The sequence below is a fragment of the Mycobacterium sp. NGS64 genome, from assembly GCF_059812245.1.
Window position 1 is genome coordinate 339372 of the sequence record NZ_JCALCI010000003.1, and the last position, 22058, is coordinate 361429.

18 protein-coding genes and 1 pseudogene are annotated in these 22058 nt (G+C 70.3%); 4 read left to right on the forward strand and 15 right to left on the reverse strand.

The features are described 5' to 3' along the window. Positions 1-51: 51 nt before the first annotated feature. Complete coding sequence (locus tag AC5Y4S_RS15495) at positions 52-678, reverse strand: phosphatase PAP2 family protein (protein ID WP_500033602.1); 627 nt, start codon at positions 676-678, stop codon at positions 52-54. Between the two features lie 36 nt (positions 679-714). On the opposite strand from AC5Y4S_RS15495, the gene AC5Y4S_RS15500 reads away from it, so the two are divergent. Next, entirely contained in the window at positions 715-1197 is a 483-nt protein-coding gene (locus tag AC5Y4S_RS15500; protein ID WP_500033603.1) for a hypothetical protein, read from the forward strand. On the opposite strand, the gene AC5Y4S_RS15505 is transcribed toward AC5Y4S_RS15500, so the two are convergent. Then, positions 1181-1465, reverse strand: a complete 285-nt coding sequence (locus tag AC5Y4S_RS15505) for a hypothetical protein (protein WP_500033604.1) — start codon at positions 1463-1465, stop codon at positions 1181-1183. The genes AC5Y4S_RS15500 and AC5Y4S_RS15505 overlap by 17 nt on opposite strands. 31 nt (positions 1466-1496) lie before the next feature. On the opposite strand from AC5Y4S_RS15505, the gene bluB reads away from it, so the two are divergent. Both bluB and AC5Y4S_RS15515 read left to right on the forward strand, forming a co-directional pair. Further along, on the forward strand, positions 1497-2162 hold the full coding sequence (bluB, locus tag AC5Y4S_RS15510) for a 5,6-dimethylbenzimidazole synthase (protein ID WP_500033605.1): 666 nt from the start codon (positions 1497-1499) through the stop codon (positions 2160-2162). Between the two features lie 72 nt (positions 2163-2234). After that, a complete protein-coding gene (locus AC5Y4S_RS15515) occupies positions 2235-3599 on the forward strand; it encodes a sulfatase family protein (RefSeq protein WP_500033606.1) in 1365 nt (454 codons plus the stop codon). Here the strand turns inward: AC5Y4S_RS15515 and AC5Y4S_RS15520 are convergent, their stop codons facing one another. After that, the gene (locus AC5Y4S_RS15520; protein ID WP_500033607.1) at positions 3600-4379 is read right to left on the reverse strand and encodes a trans-aconitate 2-methyltransferase; all 780 of its coding nucleotides are present in this window, start codon (positions 4377-4379) and stop codon (positions 3600-3602) included. 102 nt (positions 4380-4481) lie between these two features. On the opposite strand from AC5Y4S_RS15520, the gene AC5Y4S_RS15525 reads away from it, so the two are divergent. Further along, positions 4482-5675 (forward strand): alpha/beta hydrolase family protein, encoded by a 1194-nt coding sequence (locus AC5Y4S_RS15525; RefSeq protein ID WP_500033608.1) that lies wholly within the window; start codon positions 4482-4484, stop codon positions 5673-5675. Here the strand turns inward: AC5Y4S_RS15525 and eccE are convergent. The 12 genes and pseudogenes from eccE to AC5Y4S_RS15585 all read right to left on the reverse strand — a co-directional run bounded on the left by eccE (position 5665) and on the right by AC5Y4S_RS15585 (position 21983). Then, on the reverse strand, positions 5665-6657 hold the full coding sequence (eccE, locus tag AC5Y4S_RS15530; protein ID WP_500033609.1) for a type VII secretion protein EccE: 993 nt from the start codon (positions 6655-6657) through the stop codon (positions 5665-5667). The two genes, AC5Y4S_RS15525 and eccE, sit on opposite strands and share 11 nt — an antisense overlap. Continuing rightward, positions 6653-8042 (reverse strand): annotated as a pseudogene (gene mycP / locus AC5Y4S_RS15535) (type VII secretion-associated serine protease mycosin); the annotation flags it as partial. The gene eccE and the pseudogene mycP, both read right to left, overlap by 5 nt. After that, entirely contained in the window at positions 8039-9463 is a 1425-nt protein-coding gene (gene eccD, locus AC5Y4S_RS15540; RefSeq protein ID WP_500033610.1) for a type VII secretion integral membrane protein EccD, read from the reverse strand. The pseudogene mycP and the gene eccD, both read right to left, overlap by 4 nt. Positions 9464-9517: 54 nt before the next feature. After that, positions 9518-10399, reverse strand: coding sequence for an ESX secretion-associated protein EspG (locus AC5Y4S_RS15545; RefSeq protein WP_500033611.1), 882 nt, complete (start codon positions 10397-10399; stop codon positions 9518-9520). A gap of 10 nt (positions 10400-10409) precedes the next feature. Beyond that, complete coding sequence (locus AC5Y4S_RS15550; RefSeq protein WP_067158326.1) at positions 10410-10700, reverse strand: WXG100 family type VII secretion target; 291 nt, start codon at positions 10698-10700, stop codon at positions 10410-10412. A gap of 31 nt (positions 10701-10731) precedes the next feature. Further along, positions 10732-11025: a type VII secretion system protein EsxG gene (esxG, locus tag AC5Y4S_RS15555; RefSeq protein WP_067158324.1), complete on the reverse strand. Its 294-nt coding sequence runs from the start codon at positions 11023-11025 to the stop codon at positions 10732-10734. A gap of 51 nt (positions 11026-11076) precedes the next feature. After that, on the reverse strand, positions 11077-12588 hold the full coding sequence (locus tag AC5Y4S_RS15560; protein ID WP_500033612.1) for a PPE family protein: 1512 nt from the start codon (positions 12586-12588) through the stop codon (positions 11077-11079). A 3-nt stretch (positions 12589-12591) separates the two neighbouring features. After that, positions 12592-12900 carry a PE family protein gene (locus AC5Y4S_RS15565; RefSeq protein WP_067158321.1) on the reverse strand — a complete coding sequence of 103 codons (309 nt, stop codon included), beginning with the start codon at positions 12898-12900 and terminating at the stop codon, positions 12592-12594. Between the two features lie 2 nt (positions 12901-12902). After that, a complete protein-coding gene (gene eccCa / locus AC5Y4S_RS15570) occupies positions 12903-16871 on the reverse strand; it encodes a type VII secretion protein EccCa (RefSeq protein WP_500033613.1) in 3969 nt (1322 codons plus the stop codon). Beyond that, positions 16868-18451 (reverse strand): type VII secretion protein EccB, encoded by a 1584-nt coding sequence (gene eccB, locus AC5Y4S_RS15575; RefSeq protein ID WP_500033614.1) that lies wholly within the window; start codon positions 18449-18451, stop codon positions 16868-16870. Before eccB ends, eccCa begins: the two co-directional genes overlap by 4 nt. Then, positions 18448-20301 (reverse strand): type VII secretion AAA-ATPase EccA, encoded by a 1854-nt coding sequence (eccA, locus tag AC5Y4S_RS15580; protein WP_500033615.1) that lies wholly within the window; start codon positions 20299-20301, stop codon positions 18448-18450. Before eccA ends, eccB begins: the two co-directional genes overlap by 4 nt. A gap of 170 nt (positions 20302-20471) precedes the next feature. Then, positions 20472-21983 (reverse strand): PPE domain-containing protein, encoded by a 1512-nt coding sequence (locus AC5Y4S_RS15585; RefSeq protein WP_500033616.1) that lies wholly within the window; start codon positions 21981-21983, stop codon positions 20472-20474. Between the last annotated feature and the right edge of the window lie 75 nt (positions 21984-22058).

The following is a 22058-nucleotide window of genomic DNA, read 5'->3' on the forward strand; positions in this document are numbered from 1 at the left end:
GCGAACCCCGGGGTCAAGTAAAGCTTTAGACCCGGTTGTGTCACCACGGTGTTACCAACCGGGCCGAAACACCCACAGGCACAAGAGGAAATAAAGGTATCCGAGCGACCACCCGGCCAGCACGTCGGACGGGTAATGCACGTTCAGCGCGACGCGGGCAATCCCGACCAACAGCAGGCTCAGCGCCGTCAGCGCGATCGCAGCACGCCCCGCCGCGCGGCCCATCATCGGCAGCACCAACGCCAGCAGGGCGAGCAACGCCGACGTCGCCTCGAGCGCGTGCCCCGAGGGGAACGACGACGACGGGGCCGCCACCAGCATGGTCGACGGGCGCGGGCGGTTCACCAAAGCCTTGGCCGCCGTCGTGACCAGACCGCTCAGCGGCGCGCAGGCCAGCAGCACGAGGGCCGCCCGCACCTCGCGCCGCGCCAGCGCGACGACGGCGACCACTGCTCCCAGCACCCGCAACGGCACCGGACCCAGCGTGAACGACACGACGTCCCAAAAGCCCACCCACGCCGGGTGCTTGACCGCGACGTCGCGCGCGGCGTCGAGCATCGACCAATCGGCACGAAGCAACCAACCCCAGTGCCGGCAGTAGCCGACCCACATCAGCGCGTAGACCGCGACTGCCGCCACCGCGACCCACGCGGCGGGCGCGGTCCGGGGGCGGGTCATCACTTAACCGATACCAGGGTGGTCATACTGGCATTCATGGCGGTCTTCGTCCGCAAGTTGTTCGGCATCGGCAAGTTACCCGCCGATCTGCACGCCCAGGTCGAGGCGGAGGGCCTGATCTACCTCGCCGATTACGTCGCGGTGACCCGGCGGTTCAGCGGCATCATCCCCGGCGTGCGGCTGCCGCACAGCGTCGCCAGTTACGTCGGCTCGCTGGCGTTCACCTCGGAGCGGGTGTTGGCGACGCTGTCCATGCTGCCGAAGCTGGCCGGGCCGACGGTCGACGCGCGCTGGGACGCGCCGCAGACCGGCGCGGCCAAGGTCGAGATCTCGTCAACCGGGGTGCAGGTCGACGTCGACGTCAGCGAGGTCGACCAGAACTTCAGCGGCCACCTGTCGCTGCACTACAAGGTGGCCCTGGCGGACGACGTGCTGGCCGGCCTGCCGCGGCGGTCGCTGGCCTTCGACATGCCGCCCGAGTACGTCTTCCGGGCGGTCGGCGTCACCTATAGTCCGTGAACGTCATCTTCGGCCAGGGTGGCTGGCGCAGCACCGCCAGGCTGCCGATCACCGCCGCCAACAGGCCGGTGAGCACGCCGATCAGCGCGATCCGGTTCTTGTCGACGGCGGGCACCCACGACGCCTCGCCCCCGTGCACGACGAACACGCCGAGCGGCTTGGCAACGGGGATCACCGTGGTCCCATCGGCGGTCTCGTAGGGCTCGCCATAGACGCGCCCGTCGGCGCCGTCGGCGGGCAACTGGTCCAGCACGTCGGAAAACTTCATGGACCACTACGCTAACCCCGTTTTCCCTACGATGGCTGGCGTGACCGATCAGGCGTTCAGCCCCGAGGAGCGGCGCGCCGTGTACCGGGTGATCGCCGAGCGGCGCGACATGCGCCGGTTCTCACCGGGCGCCGTGGTGGGCGAGGACGTGCTGGGCCGGTTGCTGCAGGCCGCGCACGCCGCGCCCAGCGTCGGGCTGATGCAGCCGTGGCGGTTCATCCGCATCACCGACGACGCGCTGCGGCGACGCATTCACGCCCTCGTCGACGAGGAACGCCCGCTCACCGCCGCGGCCCTGGGGGAGCGGTCCGAGGAGTTCCTGGCGCTGAAGGTCGAGGGCATCCTCGAGTGCGCCGAGCTGTTCGTGGTGGCGCTGGGCGACGACCGCGACAGGCACGTGTTCGGTCGCCGGACGCTGCCGCAGATGGATCTCGCGTCGGTGTCCTGCGCGATCCAGAACCTGTGGCTGGCCGCGCGCGCCGAAGGCCTTGGCGTGGGTTGGGTTTCCCTGTTCGACCCGCGACGGCTCGGGGAGCTGTTGGCGATGCCCGACGACGCCGAGCCGGTGGCCATCCTGTGCGTGGGACCGGTGCCCGAGTTCCCGGACCGGCCGGCGCTGGAGCTCGACGGGTGGGCCTACGGGCGGCCGTTGCCGGAGTTCGTCTCCGAGAACCGCTGGGAATCGCGCCGATCGTAACGCCCGGCGACACGCTGGTGGCTGCGGTATCGTCGCCGGTCGAGGTGAGGCAATGACGGGCAAAGTCGCCACATGACAGCTAAAGAGAACGTGCTGATCGTGCACTGGCACGACCTGGGGCGATATCTCGGCGCCTACGGTCACCCGGACGTGTCCAGCCCGCGGCTGGACCGGCTTGCCGCCGAGGGCATCCTGTTCACCCGGGCCCACGCCACGGCACCGCTGTGCTCGCCGTCGCGCGGGTCGCTGTTCACCGGCCGCTACCCGCAAAGCAACGGCCTGGTCGGCCTGGCCCACCACGGCTGGGAATACCGCAGCGGCGTGCGTACCCTGCCACAGATATTGGCCGAGTCCGGTTGGTACTCGGCACTTTTCGGCATGCAGCACGAGACGTCCTATCCGAAACGCCTCGGCTTCGACGAGTTCGACGTGTCCAACTCCTATTGCGACTACGTGGTGGACCGCGCCCAGGAGTGGCTGGCGGACAGCGCCGAAAACCTCGCGGGCCAACCGTTCCTGTTGACCGCCGGGTTCTTCGAAACCCACCGGCCCTACCCGCGGGACCGCTACGAGCCGGCCGACACCGCGGACGTCGATCCCCCGGACTTCCTCCCGGACACCCCCGAGGTCCGCGGCGACGTCGCCGACTTCTACGGCGCGATCGCCGCCGCCGACGCCGCCGTCGGCCGGTTGCTGGACACGCTGTCCCAGACGGGGCTGGACGCCAACACCTGGGTGGTGTTCTTCACCGATCACGGCCCGGCCTTCCCGCGCGCGAAATCCACGCTGTACGACGCCGGAACCGGCATCGGCATGATCGTCCGTCCCCCGACGGGCCGCGCCGCGGCGCCGCGCGTGTACGACGAACTGTTCAGCGGCGTCGACTTCGTGCCGACGCTGCTGGAGCTGCTGGGGCTGCGCGTGCCGGCCGACGTCGAGGGGGTGTCGCACGCCGGTGCGCTGCTCGCGCCGGAGCCGCAGGCCGAACCGGTCCGCGAGCAGGTGTATTCGATGAAGACCTATCACGACTCGTTCGACCCCATTCGCGCCATCCGCACCAAGGAATACAGCTACATCGAGAACTACGCGGCCCGCCCGCTGCTCGACCTGCCGCTGGACATCCAGGACAGCCCTTCGGGACACGCGGTCGAGCCGTTGATCACCGGCCCGCGTGCGGAGCGCGAACTCTACGACCTGCGAACCGATCCCACGGAGACCCACAACCTGCTTGCGACCGAAGACCCCGACGTCGACGCCGTCGCCGCGGATCTGGCTGTGCGCCTGCATGATTGGCGCCAGCGCACCGGCGACGTCATACCGTCGGAGTTCGCCGGCATGCGGATCGCGGTGCGCTACACCGAAACCTACCTGCGGATCCACCACATGAAGCCCAGCAGCCGGTCGGCGATCGCCGTCGACCGCGGCATCGAGGAATAGTTACGCGCGCTGCCCGCCGCCGACCTCGGCGACGATGAACACCCGGCGGAACGGGAAGATCGTCGTGCCGTCGGCCCGGGGCGGGTACGCGTCGTCCAGCAGCGGGATGAGCTCCCGGCGGAACTGTTCCCAGCCCTCGTCGTCGAGCCGCTCGCGCACCGGGACCAGCGCCGTTCCGGTGATCCATTCCAGCACCGGGTGCTCACCCGTCAACTGGTGCAGGTAGGTGCTTTCCCAGACGTCGACCTTGCATCCGGCGTCCAGCAGCAGATTGGTGTAGGTCATCGGCGGCTGAACCACCGCTCCGACGCGAAATGGTATGTCGCGCATTAGTTTTGCGTATGGCTCGCGACGGGCCAGCGCCCGCACCGTGGCATGGGAAGGGGTTTCGAAGTTGCCCGGGATCTGGACGCCGATCCACGAGCCGGGCGCCAACTCGCCGGCCCAGCGCACCAGTAGATCGGCGTGCTCGGGCACCCAGTGCAAGGCCGCGTTGCACACCACCACGTCGGTGTCGGGCTTGGGCTTCCAGTCCCGCAGGTCGCCGACGACGGCGTCGATCCCACGTTCCTTGGCCGCGGCGACCATCTCCGGCGAGCTGTCCACCGCCTCGATCGCCGCCTCGGGCCAGCGCCGCACCAGGTACTTCGTCAGGTGACCCGGGCCGCAGCCCAGGTCGACCACCCGGCGCGCCTGCTTGGCGCCCACGCGCGACAGCAGGTCGTAGAACGGGCGGCTGCGATGGTCAGCAAAGGCCAGGTAGACGTCGGGATCCCACATGTCGGTCCTCCTGATCAACACCATCACGGCTCGAGCTGATAGGTAAACCGTATTACCGCATGCCGCCGCGGCAGCCACCGAGTGGGCGATAGCATCGCGTCTGTGACACCGACCGACCCGGATCCGGTCACTCCCCCGGTTCCGGTACCGGATGTTCCCGGCGCCGATCTGCCCGCCGGCGCCGCGGGATTGCCGCCGCGCTCCGCGTTGTCGCCGCGTCAGCGAATGGTCGTCGAGGCGGCCGCCGTCTCCGATCTCGCGCTGCGCACCGCGGTCGCGTCGGTGCTGACGACGACCGTCACGCCAGCGGTACTCGCCAGCGCGGCGCGCTCCGGCAGCGAACGCGACGGCCTGCGCTTCTACGCCGAGCTCGGCGCCGAGCATGATCCGGCGAAGTCGTTTCCGATGCCAACCGAGCTGCCCCGGGTGTCGTCGCGGCCGGCGAATCGGCTCGCGGAGTGGATCGCGCACGGGACCGTCGAGAACATCTCGTTCCCGAGCAGCTTCCGGGCGATCAACCCGGAAATGCGCACCCGCTGGAGCGCGTTGGGATCCAACAACGTCGTGCACGCGCAGCACTGGCGCCATGCCGACGGGCCGCATCCGACGCTGTGCGTCATACACGGCTTCATGGGGTCGTCATACCTGGCCAACGGGCGGTTCTTCACGCTGCCATGGTATTACCGCTCGGGCTACGACGTCCTGATGTACACCCTGCCGTTCCACGGCCCGCGCGCCGAAAGGTGTTCGCCGTTCAGCGGTTTCGGCTATTTCGCGGGCGGGCTCTGCGGTTTCGCCGAGGCGATGGCCCAGGCCGTGCACGACTTTCGGTCCATCATCGACTACCTGCGGCACACCGGGGTCGAGCGCATCGCGCTGACCGGCATATCGCTCGGCGGCTACACCGCCGCGTTGGTGGCTTCGGTGGACGACCGGCTGGAGGCGGTGATCCCAAACTGCCCCGTGGTGACGCCGGCGACGATGTTCGACGAATGGTTTCCCGCCAACAAGCTCATGGGTCTGGGGCTGCGGATGTCGAAGATCAGCCGTGACGAGCTGATCGCCGGGCTGTCCTACCACTCACCGCTGAATTACCGGCCGCTGATGCCCAAGGAGCGCCGGATGATCATCACGGGCCTGGGCGACCGGATGGCCCCGCCGGATCAGGCCGTTGCGCTGTGGGAACACTGGAATCGCTGTGCGCTGCACTGGTTTCCCGGCAGCCACGTCCTGCACGTGAGCCAGCTGGACTACCTGCGCCGGATGACTCAATTCCTGCGCGGCGTCATGTTCTGACGGTCTCCGCCAGCGGCGCCCGGTGCGCGCCGGCCTCCGGGGTGGGGCAGACCAGTTCGGCCAGCAGGCCCGCCGGTTCCTCGGTGTGCCCGTCAAGCCGTCGCGTCGACAGCAGCTCCAGCGCCGCCAGCGCCGGGAGATGATCCCCGCGTTGCGGGATCAGCCCAGCCGGCAGGGCCGCGGCAGCCGGGGGCGCGTCGGTCACAAACGCGCACGCGGCCGCGACGGTGGGACGGCTTGCATCACCGGCGATCTCCAGCGCCGTCCAGGTCTCGCGCGCCGGGTGCGTACGGATCGCCTCGAGCGTTTCGGGCAATCCGTCGTCGACACAGACCCGATATGCCGCAACGTAATCCGAGGCGCCACGCTGGACTCCCCGCCAGGTCTCGCGCGCATTCGACGCCAGCAGCCGCGGGGCGTCCTCGGGCGCAACGATGCCGGCTTCCCAGCCGATCTCGCGGAGATGGTCGGCCAGCCGCCGGGCGGCCACCTGGGCCGTCTCGTGCAGCGGGATCCGCGACGACCGCGCCTGCAGCGCCGCCAGGTTGTCGGCCGCCGAGATCGTGATCGCGATCCAGGTCTCGAGCGTCGACGCATCGGATGCGTTGCCGCGATTGGTGATCCGGATCTTGTCGGCCCGGATGCCGTAGCGGTCCAGGTACCGGGCGAGCAGCGGCAGCGGCAATACATCGGAGTCGCCGACGGGCGGCCCGAGCCGCAGCAGCGCGGTCGCCGTCGTGGCAGAACCGGTTTCGGGCGCGGTCCCGCCGTTGCGGCGGATGATCGCGATCCGCCGGCGCAGGATCGTGGTGAAGTGCAACCCGCGCCACCAGCCGAACAGCAGGATCACCACAGCCGCGGCGATGCCGAGGACCCAGTAGTCGCGCGCCGATCGCCACGGGTACGCCAGCACCGCGGGCACCACGGCCAGCAACGCCAGCGTGATCCGGCCGGCGCCGGGGGTCGGTATCGAACGGCTCACGGGGTGCTCTCCTTCTTACGGACGATCGCGGTGATCGCGGCGACGGCCGCGACCACCAAAGCCAGCACGGCGCTTCCGACGAACGACACGGTCCGCGGGGTGGTGTTCTCCGGCGCCGGTGCCGGCGGGGCGGCGACCGGTTTCGCCCCCGCCACACCGGGTTGGTTGCCGGCGGGCAGGTCCCACGTCAGCGCGGCCACCGGGTCCACGCTGCCGGCGCCGACGACGTTGGAGGGCGCCCGGGCACCGTTGTGCGCGGTCGCGGTGATGCGCCGCACCACCTGTGTCGCGTTGAGTTGGGGATACTTGCTGCGCACCAGCGCCGCGACGCCCGACACGTAGCCCGCCGCGTAGCTGGTGCCGCTCAGCGCCACCAGCTGCTGGTGGTCGTCGGGCAGGCCATTAGCCAGGCCCCCGCCGTCGCGGTTGCTCACCGACACGATGTTTTCGCCGGGCGCCGCGATGCCGACCCACGGGCCGGCCATGGTGAATTTCGACGGCTGTGCGTCCGGGTTCAGCGACGCCGCGGAGAGCACGTAGGGCTGCCACCACGACGGCACCGAGACCGACTTGACGCCGGCCCAGTTGCGGGGGTCGTCCGGGCGGCCGAGGTCGGTGAGCGGGTTGGAGTCACAAGACATCCCGCCGCCGACCGATCCGGTCGCCCCGGTGTTGCCCGCGGCGGCCACGATCACCGCGTCCTTGTCCACCGCCGCGTACCGGATCGCCGCGCCCAGCGCGGCCTGGTCGACGGGACGGTCGGCGGGAAGGCAGGTGATCGCGGAGATGTTGATCACCCGGGCGCCGAGGTCGGCCGCGTGCACGATGGCCCGCGCCAGGGTCGCGATGTCGAGCGACGCCCGCGCCAGCATCGGATCGCCGCCCGGTGTGCGCGGCGAAAACTTGGCCGACGTCATCCTGATCGAGAGCACCCGCGCCGCGGGCGCCACACCGGAGAACCCGTCGTCACCGGGTTGACCGGCGATGATTCCGGCGACCAGCGTGCCATGCCCGTCGCAGTCGGTCAGGCCGTCGGTCGTCTCGACGTAGTCGCCGCCGGGATCGACGTTGGGCAGGCGCGGGCCCGGCCGCACCCCGGTGTCGATGACCGCCACCAATTGGCCGTCGCCGCGGGAAAACCGCCATGCTGCAGGAAGGTTCAGCATCGCCTGGCTGGGCGTCGTCACCACCGGATCGCTGCCGGGAATGACACCGGAGACCCCGCACGGGCCGCGCTGCTCCATCGGCTGCCCGGGACCCGGGCTCCCGTTGGGCGGTGCCACGCCCGGGTCGACCGTCGGCTGATCGATCGCCAACGCCGGCGGGCAGGCCCACATCACGGCCGCCAAAGCGGCTGTGACGCAAGCGAGTCCGGAACGGATCATCGATTGAGGACCCACGCGAACAGGCCGACCAGGTAAGCGAGGACCGGAATCAGCGACGCGTCGAGCCCGGCCGCGAGGAAACCGAGCAGCCGGCGCAGCGGCAGCGAGTAGCTCTCCGGCGAGGCGATGCGCGGGTTCAAGGCCACCACCACCCACGCCGTCGCCAACGCGATCAGCACCAGCGACGCAACCAGCGCGGCGGCGTAACGCCCGGTCGCGGTGTAGAGCATCAACAGCACGCCGGCCGCGAGGTAAGGCTGGGCTAGCAGCCAGGCCTTGCAGGCGGCCGAATCCCAGACCCGGGCGCGCAGCACGGACGTGGCGGCGGTCGCTCCGACCGCGTACCAGCCCAAGCCACCCAACGACTCTGGGCGCAGCGCGATGGCCACCGAACCCAGGACACTGAGCAACACCGCGGCGGCGATAAATCCGTTCTGGTGCGCGTCACCGATTCGCACCCGCCGCGGCAGGTCCTCCAGCACGCGCAACGACGGCGCCGACGGAGTGGGGTCGCCGGGCGCCGGAATGACCGGCAGCGGGAAGCGTGCCCACAGGGCGGACAGCTGAGCGGCCTCGATGGTGACCAGCAGGGCCGCCACGATCAGCCCACAGCCGATGGTCAATATCGGGAAATGCCAGAGTGATTCGGCGCCGGCAGCCAGCACCACGGCGGCCCCCACCACCGCGGTCGCGGTGAAGAAACCGACGATCCGCTCGCGCTCCGGGCCCGGGACCAACAGGGCGATCAGCGACCACGCGGTGACGCCGGCCGCGGCCAGCATCAGTTGCGACGGCCCGAACTTGCCGGGAACCGCCAACGCCAGGGCGGCGGCGATGGGCACCAGGGCGGCGACCGACAGCGCCATTCCGGCGCGCGCGGAACGCACCGTGATCAGCAGGCTCGCCACCGCGGTGAGGGCGGCGATCACGCTGACCGCGACCAGTCCGGACAGCGCGCCGGTGGCCACCCGGTAGGTGACACCCAGGCCGGTGGCCAGGAAGGCCACGGCGATCGCGGCGGCCAGCGCGCCCCGCTGGATATGCGTTGTCCCCCAGGGCCTCAGACGCGAGGTCGAGAAGATCATTGCGGCGTCGGCGATGTCCTCGACGATGCCCGGCGCCGCCGGGCCCGCGGGCACCGGCTGCAGCGCGAGCAGGTCACCGTCCACCACCCCGACCGTGTCCAGGCTGGCGTCGAGGCTGAACGGCGCGCCGCCGATCGGTGCCAGGCTCAGGTGGACCGCCGCGAGGGTGCCCAGGCCGTCGTCCGCGTCGCCGTTCGACGCGGCCGGAGCCGCCAAACGCTTGACCGCGGGCAGGATTTCGCGCAGCGGCAGCTCGGTAGGCAGGGCCATCTCCGTCAGCCGGCTCTCCGCCAGGATGGCGACGCGGACGATCGGCATCACGGTGCCGGACGTCATTTGGCGGCCCTCAAAAGACGCTGCGGCCGTTCCTGCGACATGGTTCTCTCTTCTCTATCTCGTTGCTGGTTGGTGTTCGGCGGAAAAATCTCGGGACAGCCGCCGGCCGGGGAACCACTGGCCCTCCGGCAGCAGGGCGGTCAGGTGTTCGATCGCGACGGCGATCGCGAACGGGTTGCCGGGGGCGAACGTCGAGACCCATTCGCCGTCGAACGCTCGGGAGGGGCTGACCAGCACGCGACCGGCGGCGGTGTCGACGATGCTCATGCCGACCTCGGTGGTGGCGTGTTGCCCGTCGCGGCGGCAGCCCGCGACGACCTCGATGTAGCTGCGCGGCCCGGAGAAGACCGCCTCCACCACCGGCCGTGCCGACGCCGGGATTCCCAGGTATTCAACGACTTCCGACAGCGGGGCGCCCGACCTCAGCCGCTCGTCGGCCCGGGCGCCGACGCGCATCGGCATGCTGAACTCGTCGAATCGCGCCGGCGGCCGCTGGGCGAGGCCGACGCCGAGCACCGGGACCAGCCCTCGCGCGTCGTCGATGTCCATCGCGGTGAACGTGACCAGTTGCGCGCTGCGCAACGCGACCACCGTTTTAGCCGTTGTACCGCTGCGCTGCGCGACCACGCCGCGCAGCAGCTCGCTCGAGCCGGAGGCGTTGGCGGGTCCCACGTAGCGCAGGTCGAGCCACCGGTCCGGGAAGCAGACGGCCTTGATCCAGCCCGCGACGGCCGGATTGACGACTCCGTCTTGCGTCAACAGACCCATACCGGTCAGCTCGGCACGCTGCTGTTCGAAAAACTCGGCGCGTTCCGCGGTGTCGCGGTAGGGCGTGGTGATCGCCAGTACCCACGGGAAGGTGCCCGCTCCAATGGTTTCCGCGATGAACCACGCGTGGTCGACCGTCAGCTCGACGGCATTCGGCGCTGCGCTCATTTGGCCTGGGTTAACCGCCCCACTTGGCGGCCTCGGCCGTGTCGCGGGCGTACATGGCCAAGGTGTTGGCCTCGTGGGTGCTGGCCATCGCCTGGTAGGCGCGCACCAACGACTCCATGGCCTGGTTCCACTGGGCCTGCCACACCTGGTAGGTCATGCCGGTGTCGCCCTGCCAGGCGTTGGACAGCGCGGCCTGCTCGCTGGCGATGTCGGCGCCCAGGCCTTGCAGGGTGCCGGCGTAGCCCGCCATGTCCCCGGCGTGGCTCAGCATCGCCGGGTAGTTGTACATGATCTGTGACATCACAAGTCCTTTCGCGGTCTTAGATCTCGGATTAGATCGACGTGTAGCCGGAAGCGGCGGCGGCGTCGGCGGCCACATAGGTGCCCGCGGCGTCGCCGAGGTTGGCCTGGGCGATGTCCAGCAGGGTGTTGACCCGCGCCGCGGCCTCCACGAAACGGGCGTGCGCGGCCTGGAACGCCGCCGAGGACTCGCCCTGGTGGAACGCCTGCGCCGACACCGCCTCCTGCTCGGCCTGGCTGATGGTGCTGCGCATCAGCGCCGCCTTGGCGGAAAACGCCGACTGCGAGGCCACCAACTGCGGAATGTGAGCGTCCAACATGCTCATGGTGATTGGTTTCCTTTCACTCTCTTCGGATTTCGGTTGCTCACTGTCTCGTTACGAACCGTCGTCTCCCCCTCTCCCCGATTCGCCCGGGCCCTGCTGGTCCCAGGTGCCGGGCACCATCGGCACCCGCGGCCCGCCGCCGAACTCGTCGTTGGCCAGCTTGGTCAACCCGGCCGCCCCCACGGCCTGGTCTTTGTGCGCGGTGCCCGCGAATCCCAGCCTCCCGGCGCCGCTCCCGGACGCCACCGCCGACACCAGCTCTTCCGCCGCGTACTCGGGCGGAATGCCGATGTCGGAATCCATGTCCAGGAACTCGTCGCCGTATTCGCGCATCGCCGCCCGCCGGCGCCGCCGTGCCCGCGCCTCGGCCCGGATGGGGGCCGCCGCACCCGCCGCCGGGATGGTGGCCGCGGGCGCCTTGACCCGTCCGTGCGGACCGACGGTCGGCCCGGCCTCGCTGCCCGGGCCGCCACCGAAACCCACCATGTAGGCGAAGGTTCCGGTGGTCGCCGCCGGGGCGGGCGCGGCGGGCGCCCCGGATGCGGCGGGCGCGGACGCGGGGGCGCCGGCGGGGGTCGCGACCGTTGTCGGGGCCACGCCGGCGACCGGCCACACCGCGGAAGCGGGTGCGGCGGTCGCAGCGACGCCTCCCGCCACGGGCGCCGCCAACGCGGGAGCCGCCGCGGCCGCCAGCGCCAGCGCCGGTTGCAGGGCAACCGGGAGGACGAGGCCGAGGAAGGGACTGAGCAGCAGCGACGGGTAAGTGATCCCCGCACCCACCCAGGAGAAAGTTTGGTAGGCGATCGCGAAGAGCAGCGGACCGTAAAGCACCAGCGCCTCAGACGGATTCGTCATGAACGCCTGGATGATCTTCACCGAGTTTCCGACGGGGTCCTGGAAGAACGTGGCGAGCTCTTGGAACATGTTCCCGTAGAAATTTGTGTACTGCGACAGCAGCTGAGACAACAGGTCGGACGGGTTGAGCGACGCGCCCGACTGGGCGGCCGGGGAGGCCGCCCCGTTCTGATTCACGATATTGGGAGCCGGCGCGGTGCGCGGGGCCGAGGCCAACGCGCCGCCCGAGACAGCCTGATAGGCGCCCATCGTGGTGGCGGCCTGCACCCACATCCGGAGGTAGTCGGCCTCGTTGAGCGCGATCGGGATCGTATTGATCCCAAAGAAATTGGTCGCCAGCAAGACCCCATGAATGACGTGGTTGGCGGCCAGCTCCACCAGAGTCGGCATCGCCGCCAGCGCGCTGGTGTAGGCCGCCGCGGCGACCTCGTGCTGGGCCGCCACGCCCGCGCTGTCGGCGCTGGCCTGCTGCAGCCACGCCAGGTACGGAGCGTGCGCCGCCACGTACTGCTCGGCGCTCGGCCCCTGCCACGCGCCCGCCTGTACCGCGCCCAAAAGCCCGCTGAGTTCGCCCGCCGCCGAGGCGTATTCGGCGCTGAGCGCCGACCAGGCCCCGGCGGCCGCAAGCAGCGACCCCGGTCCCGGACCGGTGCTCAGCAACGCCGAATGCACTTCCGGCGGCGAAGCCATCCAAACGGGCGCGGTCATTCTCTAGCCGCCCGCTACCCCGTAGGTCGCGGCCGCCGCGGCGTCACCGGCGAGATAGCTTGCGCCCGATTCACCCACGCCCACGCCGGCGCGGCCCAACTCCTCGACACCTTGGGCGGCGATGGCGGCGTGCTCCTGCCCCTGGGCGCTGAATCCCGCGGCCGTCTGCAGCGACACCGGGTCCGCCGCCGGCGGCACCACGGCGGTAATCGCCGGGGCCGCCGCCGCGTGGGCGGCCGCCAGCCGCGCCGTCAGCGCCTCCACGGCCGCGCTGGTCGCGGCCAGCCCCTCGGGAACCACTCGCAACGTCATGACTAACTCCCCTTCTGTTGCGTATCACCAAACATGGCGGCCTCACCGACTAGCGGGTTGACCAACTGCACATACGTCGGAATGTCGCTGTCGCCCAACAGAACCGCGCGGCCGGCCGGCATCCGGCCAAACCGCTGGCCCCGGATCTTGCCGCTGTCTTGCTGGTTGCCGGACAGCATCAGCGTGGTCGCCTGCAGGTCGTTGAAGCGGCGCAGCAGCGGGTTGGTCATCAGGCCGTGGGCCGAACCGGTGGCGCGGGCCGTGACGATCACCCGCAACCCCAGATCGCCAGCCTGCGAAAGCTGGGCGATCAGCGGGGTCCACGGCCGCTGCCCGATGTATGGACCGCTCATCGCCGGTGTGTCCGGTATCTGGTCGACGTCGTCGATGATCAGGTAATGGGTGTGGCCGCGGTAGGTCCAGCGGGACAGCTCCGTGGATGAGAGACCGGCCGGGGGCCGCCGTGACTCGATGATGTTGGCCAGACCCAGCATCGCGGGGGCGACCCGGTCGATGTTGGCCGTGTATTCGTTATCCGGGAACAACGGCTCGTCGACCAGGTGCAGCCGCCGATCCAGCACCGTGAAGGCCACCTGGTCGGCGGTGGAGTGCTCGCGGATGGTGCGGATGACGTGGCGCAGCAGCGTGGTCTTTCCGGACCTGCTGTCGCCGAACACCATCAGCAGTGGATTCTCGGCGAAGTCGAGGACGACGGGAGCGAGATCCTCTTCGCGCTGACCGATGACCACCTTCTCGGCGCCGCGGTACAGCGGTCCCAGCGCGTCGGGCGCGAGGTTGGTGGGCAGCAGCCGGACCGGCGGCGCCGAGACCCCGGGGTAGCGGGCGTTGATTGCGCCGATCTGGTCCAGCTGGGGAGCCGCGAACAGGAAATGCTCCGCGGCCATGGTCAATCCGCGGCCCGGCTGGTCGTGCGGGACGGCGTCGGCCGGGCGGCGCAGCGCGCCGACCACCCGCACGTTGCTGTCCCGCGCGTCGTGCAGCTTCAGCTCGAGCCGCAGCCCGAGACCGTCGCGCATCGCCAGCGGCACCTCCAGCCAGCTCGGCGTGGTGATCACCACGTGGATGCCGTAGGCGAGGCCGACGTTCACCAGTTCGGTCACCTTGGCCAGCAAGGGATTACGCGTGTTGAACTGATCGGTGTTGTCCCGGCCGAAGGCATAGAGGTTGTCGATGACCAAGAACACCTCGCCGTAACCGTCGTCGGGCGCGGAGCCGTCCTTCTCCCGGAACGCCTCGCGCTGCTGGCGGGACAGCAGCAGCTGCTCCAGCTCGCCGAAGGTGCGGCGGATGCGTTCGGGTTCCAGCGCCGACGCGACGCTGCCGACGTGCGCCAGTCCGTCCAGCGCCCGCAGCTGTCCGCCGCCGTAGTCCAGGCAGTAGAAGGTGACCTCGCGGGGCGAGTGCAGGTTGGCCGCCGACAGGATGAACGTCTGCAGCGCGGTTGTTTTACCGGACTTCGGGCCGCCGTGGATCACCATGTTCCCGGCCGAGGAGGCGGCGTCGAACACCAGCGGGTCACGGCGCATCTCGAACGGCTTGTCGATCTCGCCGAGCGGCCACCGCCATTGCCCGTGCGGCACGCCGGCGCGGGCCAGCACCTCGGTCAGCGGGATCGGTTCGTCCAGCGGCGGCAGCCACAGCTGCGGCGCGCGCGGGCCGTAGCCTGCCAGTTGTTCGCCGATGGTCGCGATCAGCTTGCGCGGCGGGCCGGCGTATTCCTCGTCCTCGCCGGTGGATATCACGGTGCCGTGATCGGGCTCCACCATTCCGGCCGGGAACAGCTTCGGCTCGGGATTCGACTGCACCACAAGGGCCTTGGTCTTCTGCGGCGGCTCGTAGATACCGTCGACGTAGGTGCTGCGGAATTTGATCGGGGCGGCGCCGGGGGCAGGGACCAGGAAGCCCTCGCCCTTGTGCTCCTTGCCTGACTCGATGTGATAGGCGTCCTCGACGCCGATGATCTGCCGGGACACGCTGGGGCTGGCCACCTTCAACCCGATGCGGTAGGAGGTGTTCTTGTCGATGTCCTTGATCTTGCCCACGTCCAGGGTCTGGGACGCGAACAGGATGTGGATGCGGAACGAGCGGCCCTTGCGGGCCACGTAGTCGAACAGCTCCGCGTACTCCGGATGGTCGGCCAGCATCAGGGTGAACTCGTCGGCGACCACGAACAGCGTTGGCAGCGGTGGCAAGTCGTGACCCGCCGCGATGGCGTTCTCGTACTCGGTCACCGAATTAAACGCGCTGCCCTGAACCCGCCGCCCGGCCTCGCGTAGCAGCGTCTCGCGGCGCGCCACCTCGCCGCGCAGCGTGTCGGCGAACCGGTCGGCGAGCGATTTCTTCTCGGCCATGTTCGAGATCACCGCCACGACCTGCGGGAAGTTCCGGAAGCTGTCGGCTCCCGCCTCGCCCTTGAAGTCGGCGTAGATGACGATCAGCCGGTCGGCCGAGTGGGTTGTCAACAGCGACAACAGGATCGACATCAGGGTCTGCGACTTCCCGGAGCCGGTCATACCGATCATCAGGCCATGCGGGCCCATGCCGCCCTCGGCCTCGTCCTTGAGGTCGAACATCAGCGGCTCGCCGGTCGCGGTGACGCCGATCGGCACGCGCAACTCGTCGTCGCGGCGGCGCGGCGCCCACAGCGTCGGCACGTCCAGCTGCGACGCGTCCGGGATGCCCAGCAGCGTGGTGAAGGTCGCGCCGCGGGTGGCGGCGGAGCGCAATCCGGCGTGCGTCGGGTTGGAGTCCCACCGCGACAGCTGACGGGCAAGGTGCGCGGCCTCGGCGGCGCCGAGTCGATCGGCGTTGTCGATGTACGGTTGCCAGCCGCCGGTCTGCCAGCGCTCGATAGCACCGCGTGTGACCCGCAGGATCGGCTTTTCGGGATCCGAATACTGCTCGCGGTGCGGTTGCGTGGCCGAATAGTGCACGACGGTGACGCCCGCCCGGCCCAGCGCCAGCGCCGAGGCGTTCAGGTCGTAGTCGGGGTCGTCGACGACGATCAGCAAGTGCCGCAGCGCATCCGCGGGCTGACCCGTGAACGCGGGCCGGTCGGCGAGCGCGGGCCCCAACGTCGCGACGAGCTCGTCGGCGTCCGTTGACAGGAAGCGGGCCGGGCCGACGCCGTCGAGCTCGCCGGGAATGTCGACGTGCGGCAACCACTTCAGCCAGGACCAGTCCGGGCCCTCCAGGTCGCGGGCGGCCAGCGCGACGCCGAGCACGGTCGGGTCGTGCCACGTCACTGCCTGAGCGATCCAGGCGCGCAACGCCGCCCGCGCTTCGTCCACCTCACCGAGGACGGTGATCCGCGAGACCTTCGTCAAGTCGATGCCAGTCGGCACGTCGCGCACGGTGCGCTGGGTGTCCAGCAGGCTGCGTAATGCGCTGTGCGACACCGGTTCCAGGTCGATCTCGTCGGCGGTGTCGTTGACGCGCAGCGCGGTGTCCAGCGGCACCTGGTGACGCCCGGCCCGCAGGACCAGAAAGTCGGGATCGTGCGGGTCGCGCTCCCACTGGCGGCGCGACCCGGGCACCGCGCCGAGGCCGGCCGGGTCCGGGTGGGACCACTCGGCGGCCGCCCGCTGCTGGGCGGCCTGCGTCCGGATGTTGTCTCGGACCACCGACAGGTAGCGCAGGTAATCGGCCCGTTCGGCGTCGACCTCCTCGGTGCGCGTCTTGTTGTCGTTGCCGCGATAGAGCGCGGTCGCCGCGAGCAGCAGCACGAACGGGAAGAACAGCGTCTGCGGGGAGATCACCCGCATCCCGGTGGCAACGAGCGCCACCACCATGCCCACGATCAGGAGCACCAGCACATAGGGCATCGCGCGACGCAGGAACGACGGCGGGATCACCCGGGGCAGCTCCGGGGGCGCCTCGATGGTGATGGTGCCCTTGCGGGTGGCGGGCGGCGCCAGCCGCCGGCGCGCCTCGAAGATCAGTCGGCTCATCGGCCCTCCCCCTCCGCCGAAACCGGGCGCCCGGGCTTGGCGTCGGGCGCCAGGCCGTCGTGCGCCAGCAGCGCGTCGGCGCGCGACAGCGTCGGACCCGGCGCGAACAGTGACAGGACCGACCACGGCACGGGGACCGCGGGCGGGTTCAGGCCCAGGGCCTCAACGGTTTTGCTGCGGACGGCACCGTCACCGGTTTCCGTGTCGATGCCGTAGCGCACGCCGGTGTCGGAGACCCAGAACAACGACCCGGCGGCCGGGGCGGCCGGCCCGCCGCCCACGGTCTGCGTGAAATAGCCGGTGCCCGGCGCCAGGGCGACGCGGGCCGCGACGCCCGGGGCGCCACCACCGACCAGGTCGACGGTGCGTATCCCCTCGGACACCGGCAGCACCGAGCCCGAGAGCAGGCTCAGCGAGCTGGTTGCCGCCCCGGCCGGCTTGCTCCAGTGGGCACACGTGACGGGATCCTTGGCCGCGTCGATGAGGGCGACCTGCTGATCGGGGTAGCGGGTCGTGTCGAGCATCCGCGACACCGGCAGCTTGGACACCTGGTCGGCACCGAGCCGCGGCGGTTGGTCCAGGCCATAGGAATTGGAATTGCGCAGGATCGCGGCCAGCACGGGCGAAACCTGCTGCAGGCCGTCGGGCAACACCGCGTAGTAGCGCTGGTTCTGCTCCAGCCCGTAGGAGACGATCACGCCACCGATCGGCGCCGGCACCGAAAAGCCGGCGGGTCCACCGGCATTCGGGATCGACGGCGGCGTGAGCGCGGGCGATTCGGGGATCGCGTTGAACAACCCCTGTGCGATCGGCCGCGCCGCGGGCACCTCGACACCGAGGCCCAGCGCGTTGGTCACCGCGTGGTTGGCCAGGTCGATCTGGCTGCGCTTGCCGTCCCACAGCAGCCAGGTGCCGGTGCCGTTATCGACCAGGATGCCTTGATTGGCGTGGATCGCGTCGGCCCGCGCGCCGTCGCCGTCGGGGCGACCGGCGACCACCGTGACACCCGTGCTGTGGGCGCCGTGCGACGTTCCGCTCACCGCGTCGCACACCGTCCAGTCGGCGTCGCGCGAGGCGTTCTGCACCATTCGCTCCGGCGCGCCCGGAATGCCGATCAGGTTGCCGCGCGGAAACCGGTCCAGCTCAGAGCTTTTCACGGTGGTCGGGTTGACCGGCTTGCCGACGATCAGCCGGGCCGAGGTCAGGTTGAGCACCGGGTGCAGATCCTCGCCCACCCGCACGTACAACGCGGCGGTCGACCGGTCGGCAAGCACCGCGTTGTTGCCCGCCGAGCCGCTCGGCCGGATCAGCGAGAACACGAAGCAGCCTGCCAGCCCGGTGATGAGGATGAGCGCGCCCATCAGCACCGCGCGCGACTGGGTGCGCAGCGGGTCGACGAGCATCCTGGTGTCGTGCAGGGCGATGCCGGAGGCGATCCGGCGCATCACGAAACGCCAGCCGGTCACCTGGTGGCGCGTGACGAAGCCGCGGCGGTATTCGACCCTGTCGGGATTCTCGTTGACCGGGGTCCGTGAGGCAAACGAACGCCGATCCCCCTCCGGCACACTGTTATTCGTCATGCCGGCACCGACAGCCCCAGGCCGCGCAGCAGCGGCTCCACCGACTTCTCGACGTCCTGGTCGGTGATCGTCATCAGCTCCTCGTCACTGAATTCCCCGGTTCCGGCGTGTTCGGAGTGGTCGAGCCGGAATTCTCGTTCCTCCTCGGAGCGTTCGACGATGTTGCGGACGAACCGGCCGTTGCCCGCGATGTCGAGGTTGCGCCGCGAGATTCCGTTGGCGTCGGGCGTCGACTCGTTGGCCAGCTTCGAGAACAGCGCCTCCATGTGCTCGAGCGCGGCGGGCTCGAAGACGCTGTCGCGTTGCTCGGCCATCTTGTGCGCGATCTCCACCAGCTCGCCCGGCGTGTAGGAGGGGAAGTCGATGTTGCGGGTGAACCGGGACCGCAGGCCCTCGTTGGTGTCCAGGAACTTGTCCAGATCGGCCCGGTAGCCGGCGATGATGACCACCAGCCGGTCGCGGTCGTTTTCCATGCGCGCCAACAGGGTGTCGATGGCCACCAGCCCGAAGTCGTTCTTGGCGCCAGTGGCCACCAGGGCGTAGGCCTCATCGAGGAACAGCACCCCGTCCAGCGCGCTGTCGATGATCGCGTTCGTCTTGGCCTCGGTCTCGCCGATGTGCTGACCGATGAGGTCGGCGCGATGCACCTCCCTGATGTTCTCTCGCTTCAAAAGGCCCAGGCCGCAATAGATCTTGGCGACGACGCGGGCGATGGTGGTCTTACCGGTCCCGGGCGGCCCGGCGAAGACCAGGTGGTGGGTGCGCTGCGCCACGGCGAGCCCGCGCTGCTTGCGCACCAGCTCCATGGCCACCGAGCTCTTCAGCCGGGACACCTGGTTTTTGACCTCGTCGAGCCCGATGAACTCGGCGAGCTGGCGTTCGGCCTCGTGCAGCAGCGCGGCCTTGCGCTCGTGGGCGGCCGGGTCGACGAAGTCGTCGGCGCTGGGCTCGGTGGCGGGATCCCAGGGATCGGTGCGGGCCTCGATGCGGGCCGCCGTGGTGGTCACGATCCCAAAGCTGGTGTCGGACAGGGCCTGTTCGATCTGCTCGTTGGCGGGGTGGGCCGCATACAGGTCGTGCAGCACGTCGCTCGCCGACTCCTCGTCGACGTGCGCCCGCAGCACCAGCGCCTTGGCCAGCGCGCCGTCCACGGCCGCGACGGCGACGGGCCCGTCGGGTTCCTCGAGGTAGGACAGCGCGGGCGCGAACATGCCCAGGCGGGCCAGCGAGGTACCCAGCGTGATTTTCGCCGCGTGCGAGAAGGTCTCGTCGAGGTCGGCGTCGTTGACGATCGGGGTGAGCAGCTTGACGACGTCCGACCAGCGCTCGGCGCGGTAGTTGATGACGACGGCCACCCAGCGGGCCTCGCGCCAGCTCGGACGGCGTTCGATGAGGCCGGCGACGATCCGGTCCGCGTCGGCAAACCGTCCGTCGGTTGCCAGCGCCGCCGCGTAGGCGAGGTGGAAATCGTCGGGCGTGGCGGCGCGGAACTGGAGGTACAGCCCGGTCTCGTAGCGGAAGCCCAGCGCGCCGGACGCTAGTTCCACGTGGCGCTGCAACGCGCCGGCCGTGGCCGCGGTGCGTGAGACGGCCTCCAGGACGCGCAAGGAGACGTCGCCGGCGGCGGCCAGCCCGGTCCAGGCGTCGCATTGGTCGTGGGCGATGCGCGTCAGCGCGGTGAAGCCGGAGCGGGCCGCGGCCAGGTCAGCCGGGCGCTGGCGCTCATACACCGAGATTCCCAGGGCGCGACAACATGTCGCGAACCGGCTGACGATATCGGCGTCGACCCTGCCGTCTGGACGAGCATGCGTAGGCCGGGCTGCGAGCACGCCGGCGTCACCGCGTTCCACAGCTGTTACTTCCCATCTACGTAGCTTCCCCTAACCTAACCTGCCTGAAGTTAGCATTGCCTAAGCTCGTTGTCGAGGCGCCCCCGGCTCACCCGAGTTGTGCCACCGGCTCCCCCTTCGCGGCCGCTGACCAGGGCATTTCGCAGCGGGACCATCTCGACCAGCTGAGCTTACTGAAAATCGTTTTCATTATCAAAAGCATGCGGGGGCCAAGTTTGCGGCGTCATCGGCACCGACGGCCCGCCGCCGAACTGGTCGCCCGCCAGGGTGGCCAGGCCCGCCGCCTCGGCCGCCGCCGTGCGCGCCGTTCCGGCGAAGCCCAACGGCCCCGCGCCGACGTCGGACGCGGCGGTCGAGGCCGCGTCGAAACCCGGTTCGTCGTCCGCCTCCCACTCCGGATCCACGTACTCGTACCGGTAGCCGCGGTGATGGTCGTGCATCGCCGCCCGCCGCCGGCGGCGCGCGCGCTCCTCTTGTCGCGCCGCCCCGGCGGCAGCCGCGGCCGCGGCGCTATCGGGTTCCGGCGCCTTGCGCTGAGCGCCGGTGCCCATCCCGGTGCTGGCCCCGATGGTCGGCCCGCCCACCAGGTAGGGGAAGGCGCCGCCGCCAGCGCCCGCGGGGGGCGGCGGCGGGACCCCGGCCGCCACCGACGCCGGTGCCGGCGCGGGTGCCGCGGCCGGAGCCGGAGCCGGACCGGGAGCGGGTGCGGACGCGACGCTGACGAGAGGCGAGCCGGCGACGGCGGGTACGGCGGGCGCCTCGGGCAACGGCGCGACCGCCGCCGGGGCCACGGCCGGCTGAATCCCGGCCAGCCCACTCAGCCCCGCGAAACCGGCCCCAAATCCGGGGGTGACGAGCGTCGACGCGAGCGCGAGCGGCAGGATCGTCTGCAATTCGGGGAACGTGTCGAAGACCTCGCCCACGTGAGTGGCCTCGTCGGCGACGAGCGCCGGAATGTCGGACTCGATCTGCGATATCGACTGCGCGGGGTTCTCGGGGAATTCTTCGATGTCCCGGCCCAGGGTTTGGAAGATCTCGAGAAACCGGTTTTCCCACCAACTCAGCTGCGTCGGGTCGCCGGAGTCGTCGTCGACGATGTCGCCGCTGTCACCGGTGTCGCTGCCGTCGCTGTTGTCGTCGGCCGCGTGCAGGATCTGCGGCGCCGGGTCGGTCTGCGGCGCCGACGCCACGGCCGTCCCGGCCACGGTTTGATAGGTGGCCATGGTGGTGGCCGCCTGGATCCACATCCGGACATAGTCGGCCTCGTTGAGCGCGATGGGAATCGTGTTGATGCCGAAGAAGTTCGTCGCCAACAGCACCGCGTGGATCGCGTGATTGGCGGCCAGCTCCAGCAGGGTGGGCATCGCGGCCAGCGCCGCGGTGTAGGCGGCGGCCGCGGTCTCGTGCCGGGCGGCTGCCGACGCGCTGTTGGCGCTGGCCCGCATCAGCCAGGCCAGGTAGGGCGCGTGCGCGGCCACGTACTGCGTGGCGGTGGGTCCCTCCCACGCCCCGGCCTGAACGGCGGCCAGGATCGAGGTGAGTTCGTCGGCGATCGACGCGTACGTCGCGCTCAGCGAGCTCCATCCCGCGGCGGCGCCCAGCAGGCCGCCGGGTCCGGGACCGCTGCTCAGCTGCGCCGAATGGACCTCCGGGGGTGACGCCATCCACACGGGCGCGGTCATAGCGGCGACTCCTTAACGATCCGGGCTGGACTTGACGGCCGCGTCGACTGTTGGGCGGCGTCACGAGCCCGTGGG

Coding starts and splice junctions, on each gene's coding strand:
- AC5Y4S_RS15495 (WP_500033602.1), bottom strand. CDS start 678: ATGACCCGCCCCCGGACCGCGCCCGCCGCGTGGGTCGCGGTGGCGGCA.
- AC5Y4S_RS15500 (WP_500033603.1), top strand. CDS start 715: ATGGCGGTCTTCGTCCGCAAGTTGTTCGGCATCGGCAAGTTACCCGCC.
- AC5Y4S_RS15505 (WP_500033604.1), bottom strand. CDS start 1,465: ATGAAGTTTTCCGACGTGCTGGACCAGTTGCCCGCCGACGGCGCCGAC.
- bluB (WP_500033605.1), top strand. CDS start 1,497: ATGGCTGGCGTGACCGATCAGGCGTTCAGCCCCGAGGAGCGGCGCGCC.
- AC5Y4S_RS15515 (WP_500033606.1), top strand. CDS start 2,235: ATGACAGCTAAAGAGAACGTGCTGATCGTGCACTGGCACGACCTGGGG.
- AC5Y4S_RS15520 (WP_500033607.1), bottom strand. CDS start 4,379: ATGTGGGATCCCGACGTCTACCTGGCCTTTGCTGACCATCGCAGCCGC.
- eccD (WP_500033610.1), bottom strand. CDS start 9,463: ATGACGTCCGGCACCGTGATGCCGATCGTCCGCGTCGCCATCCTGGCG.
- AC5Y4S_RS15545 (WP_500033611.1), bottom strand. CDS start 10,399: ATGAGCGCAGCGCCGAATGCCGTCGAGCTGACGGTCGACCACGCGTGG.
- AC5Y4S_RS15550 (WP_067158326.1), bottom strand. CDS start 10,700: ATGTCACAGATCATGTACAACTACCCGGCGATGCTGAGCCACGCCGGG.
- esxG (WP_067158324.1), bottom strand. CDS start 11,025: ATGAGCATGTTGGACGCTCACATTCCGCAGTTGGTGGCCTCGCAGTCG.
- AC5Y4S_RS15560 (WP_500033612.1), bottom strand. CDS start 12,588: ATGACCGCGCCCGTTTGGATGGCTTCGCCGCCGGAAGTGCATTCGGCG.
- AC5Y4S_RS15565 (WP_067158321.1), bottom strand. CDS start 12,900: ATGACGTTGCGAGTGGTTCCCGAGGGGCTGGCCGCGACCAGCGCGGCC.
- eccCa (WP_500033613.1), bottom strand. CDS start 16,871: ATGAGCCGACTGATCTTCGAGGCGCGCCGGCGGCTGGCGCCGCCCGCC.
- eccB (WP_500033614.1), bottom strand. CDS start 18,451: ATGACGAATAACAGTGTGCCGGAGGGGGATCGGCGTTCGTTTGCCTCA.
- AC5Y4S_RS15585 (WP_500033616.1), bottom strand. CDS start 21,983: ATGACCGCGCCCGTGTGGATGGCGTCACCCCCGGAGGTCCATTCGGCG.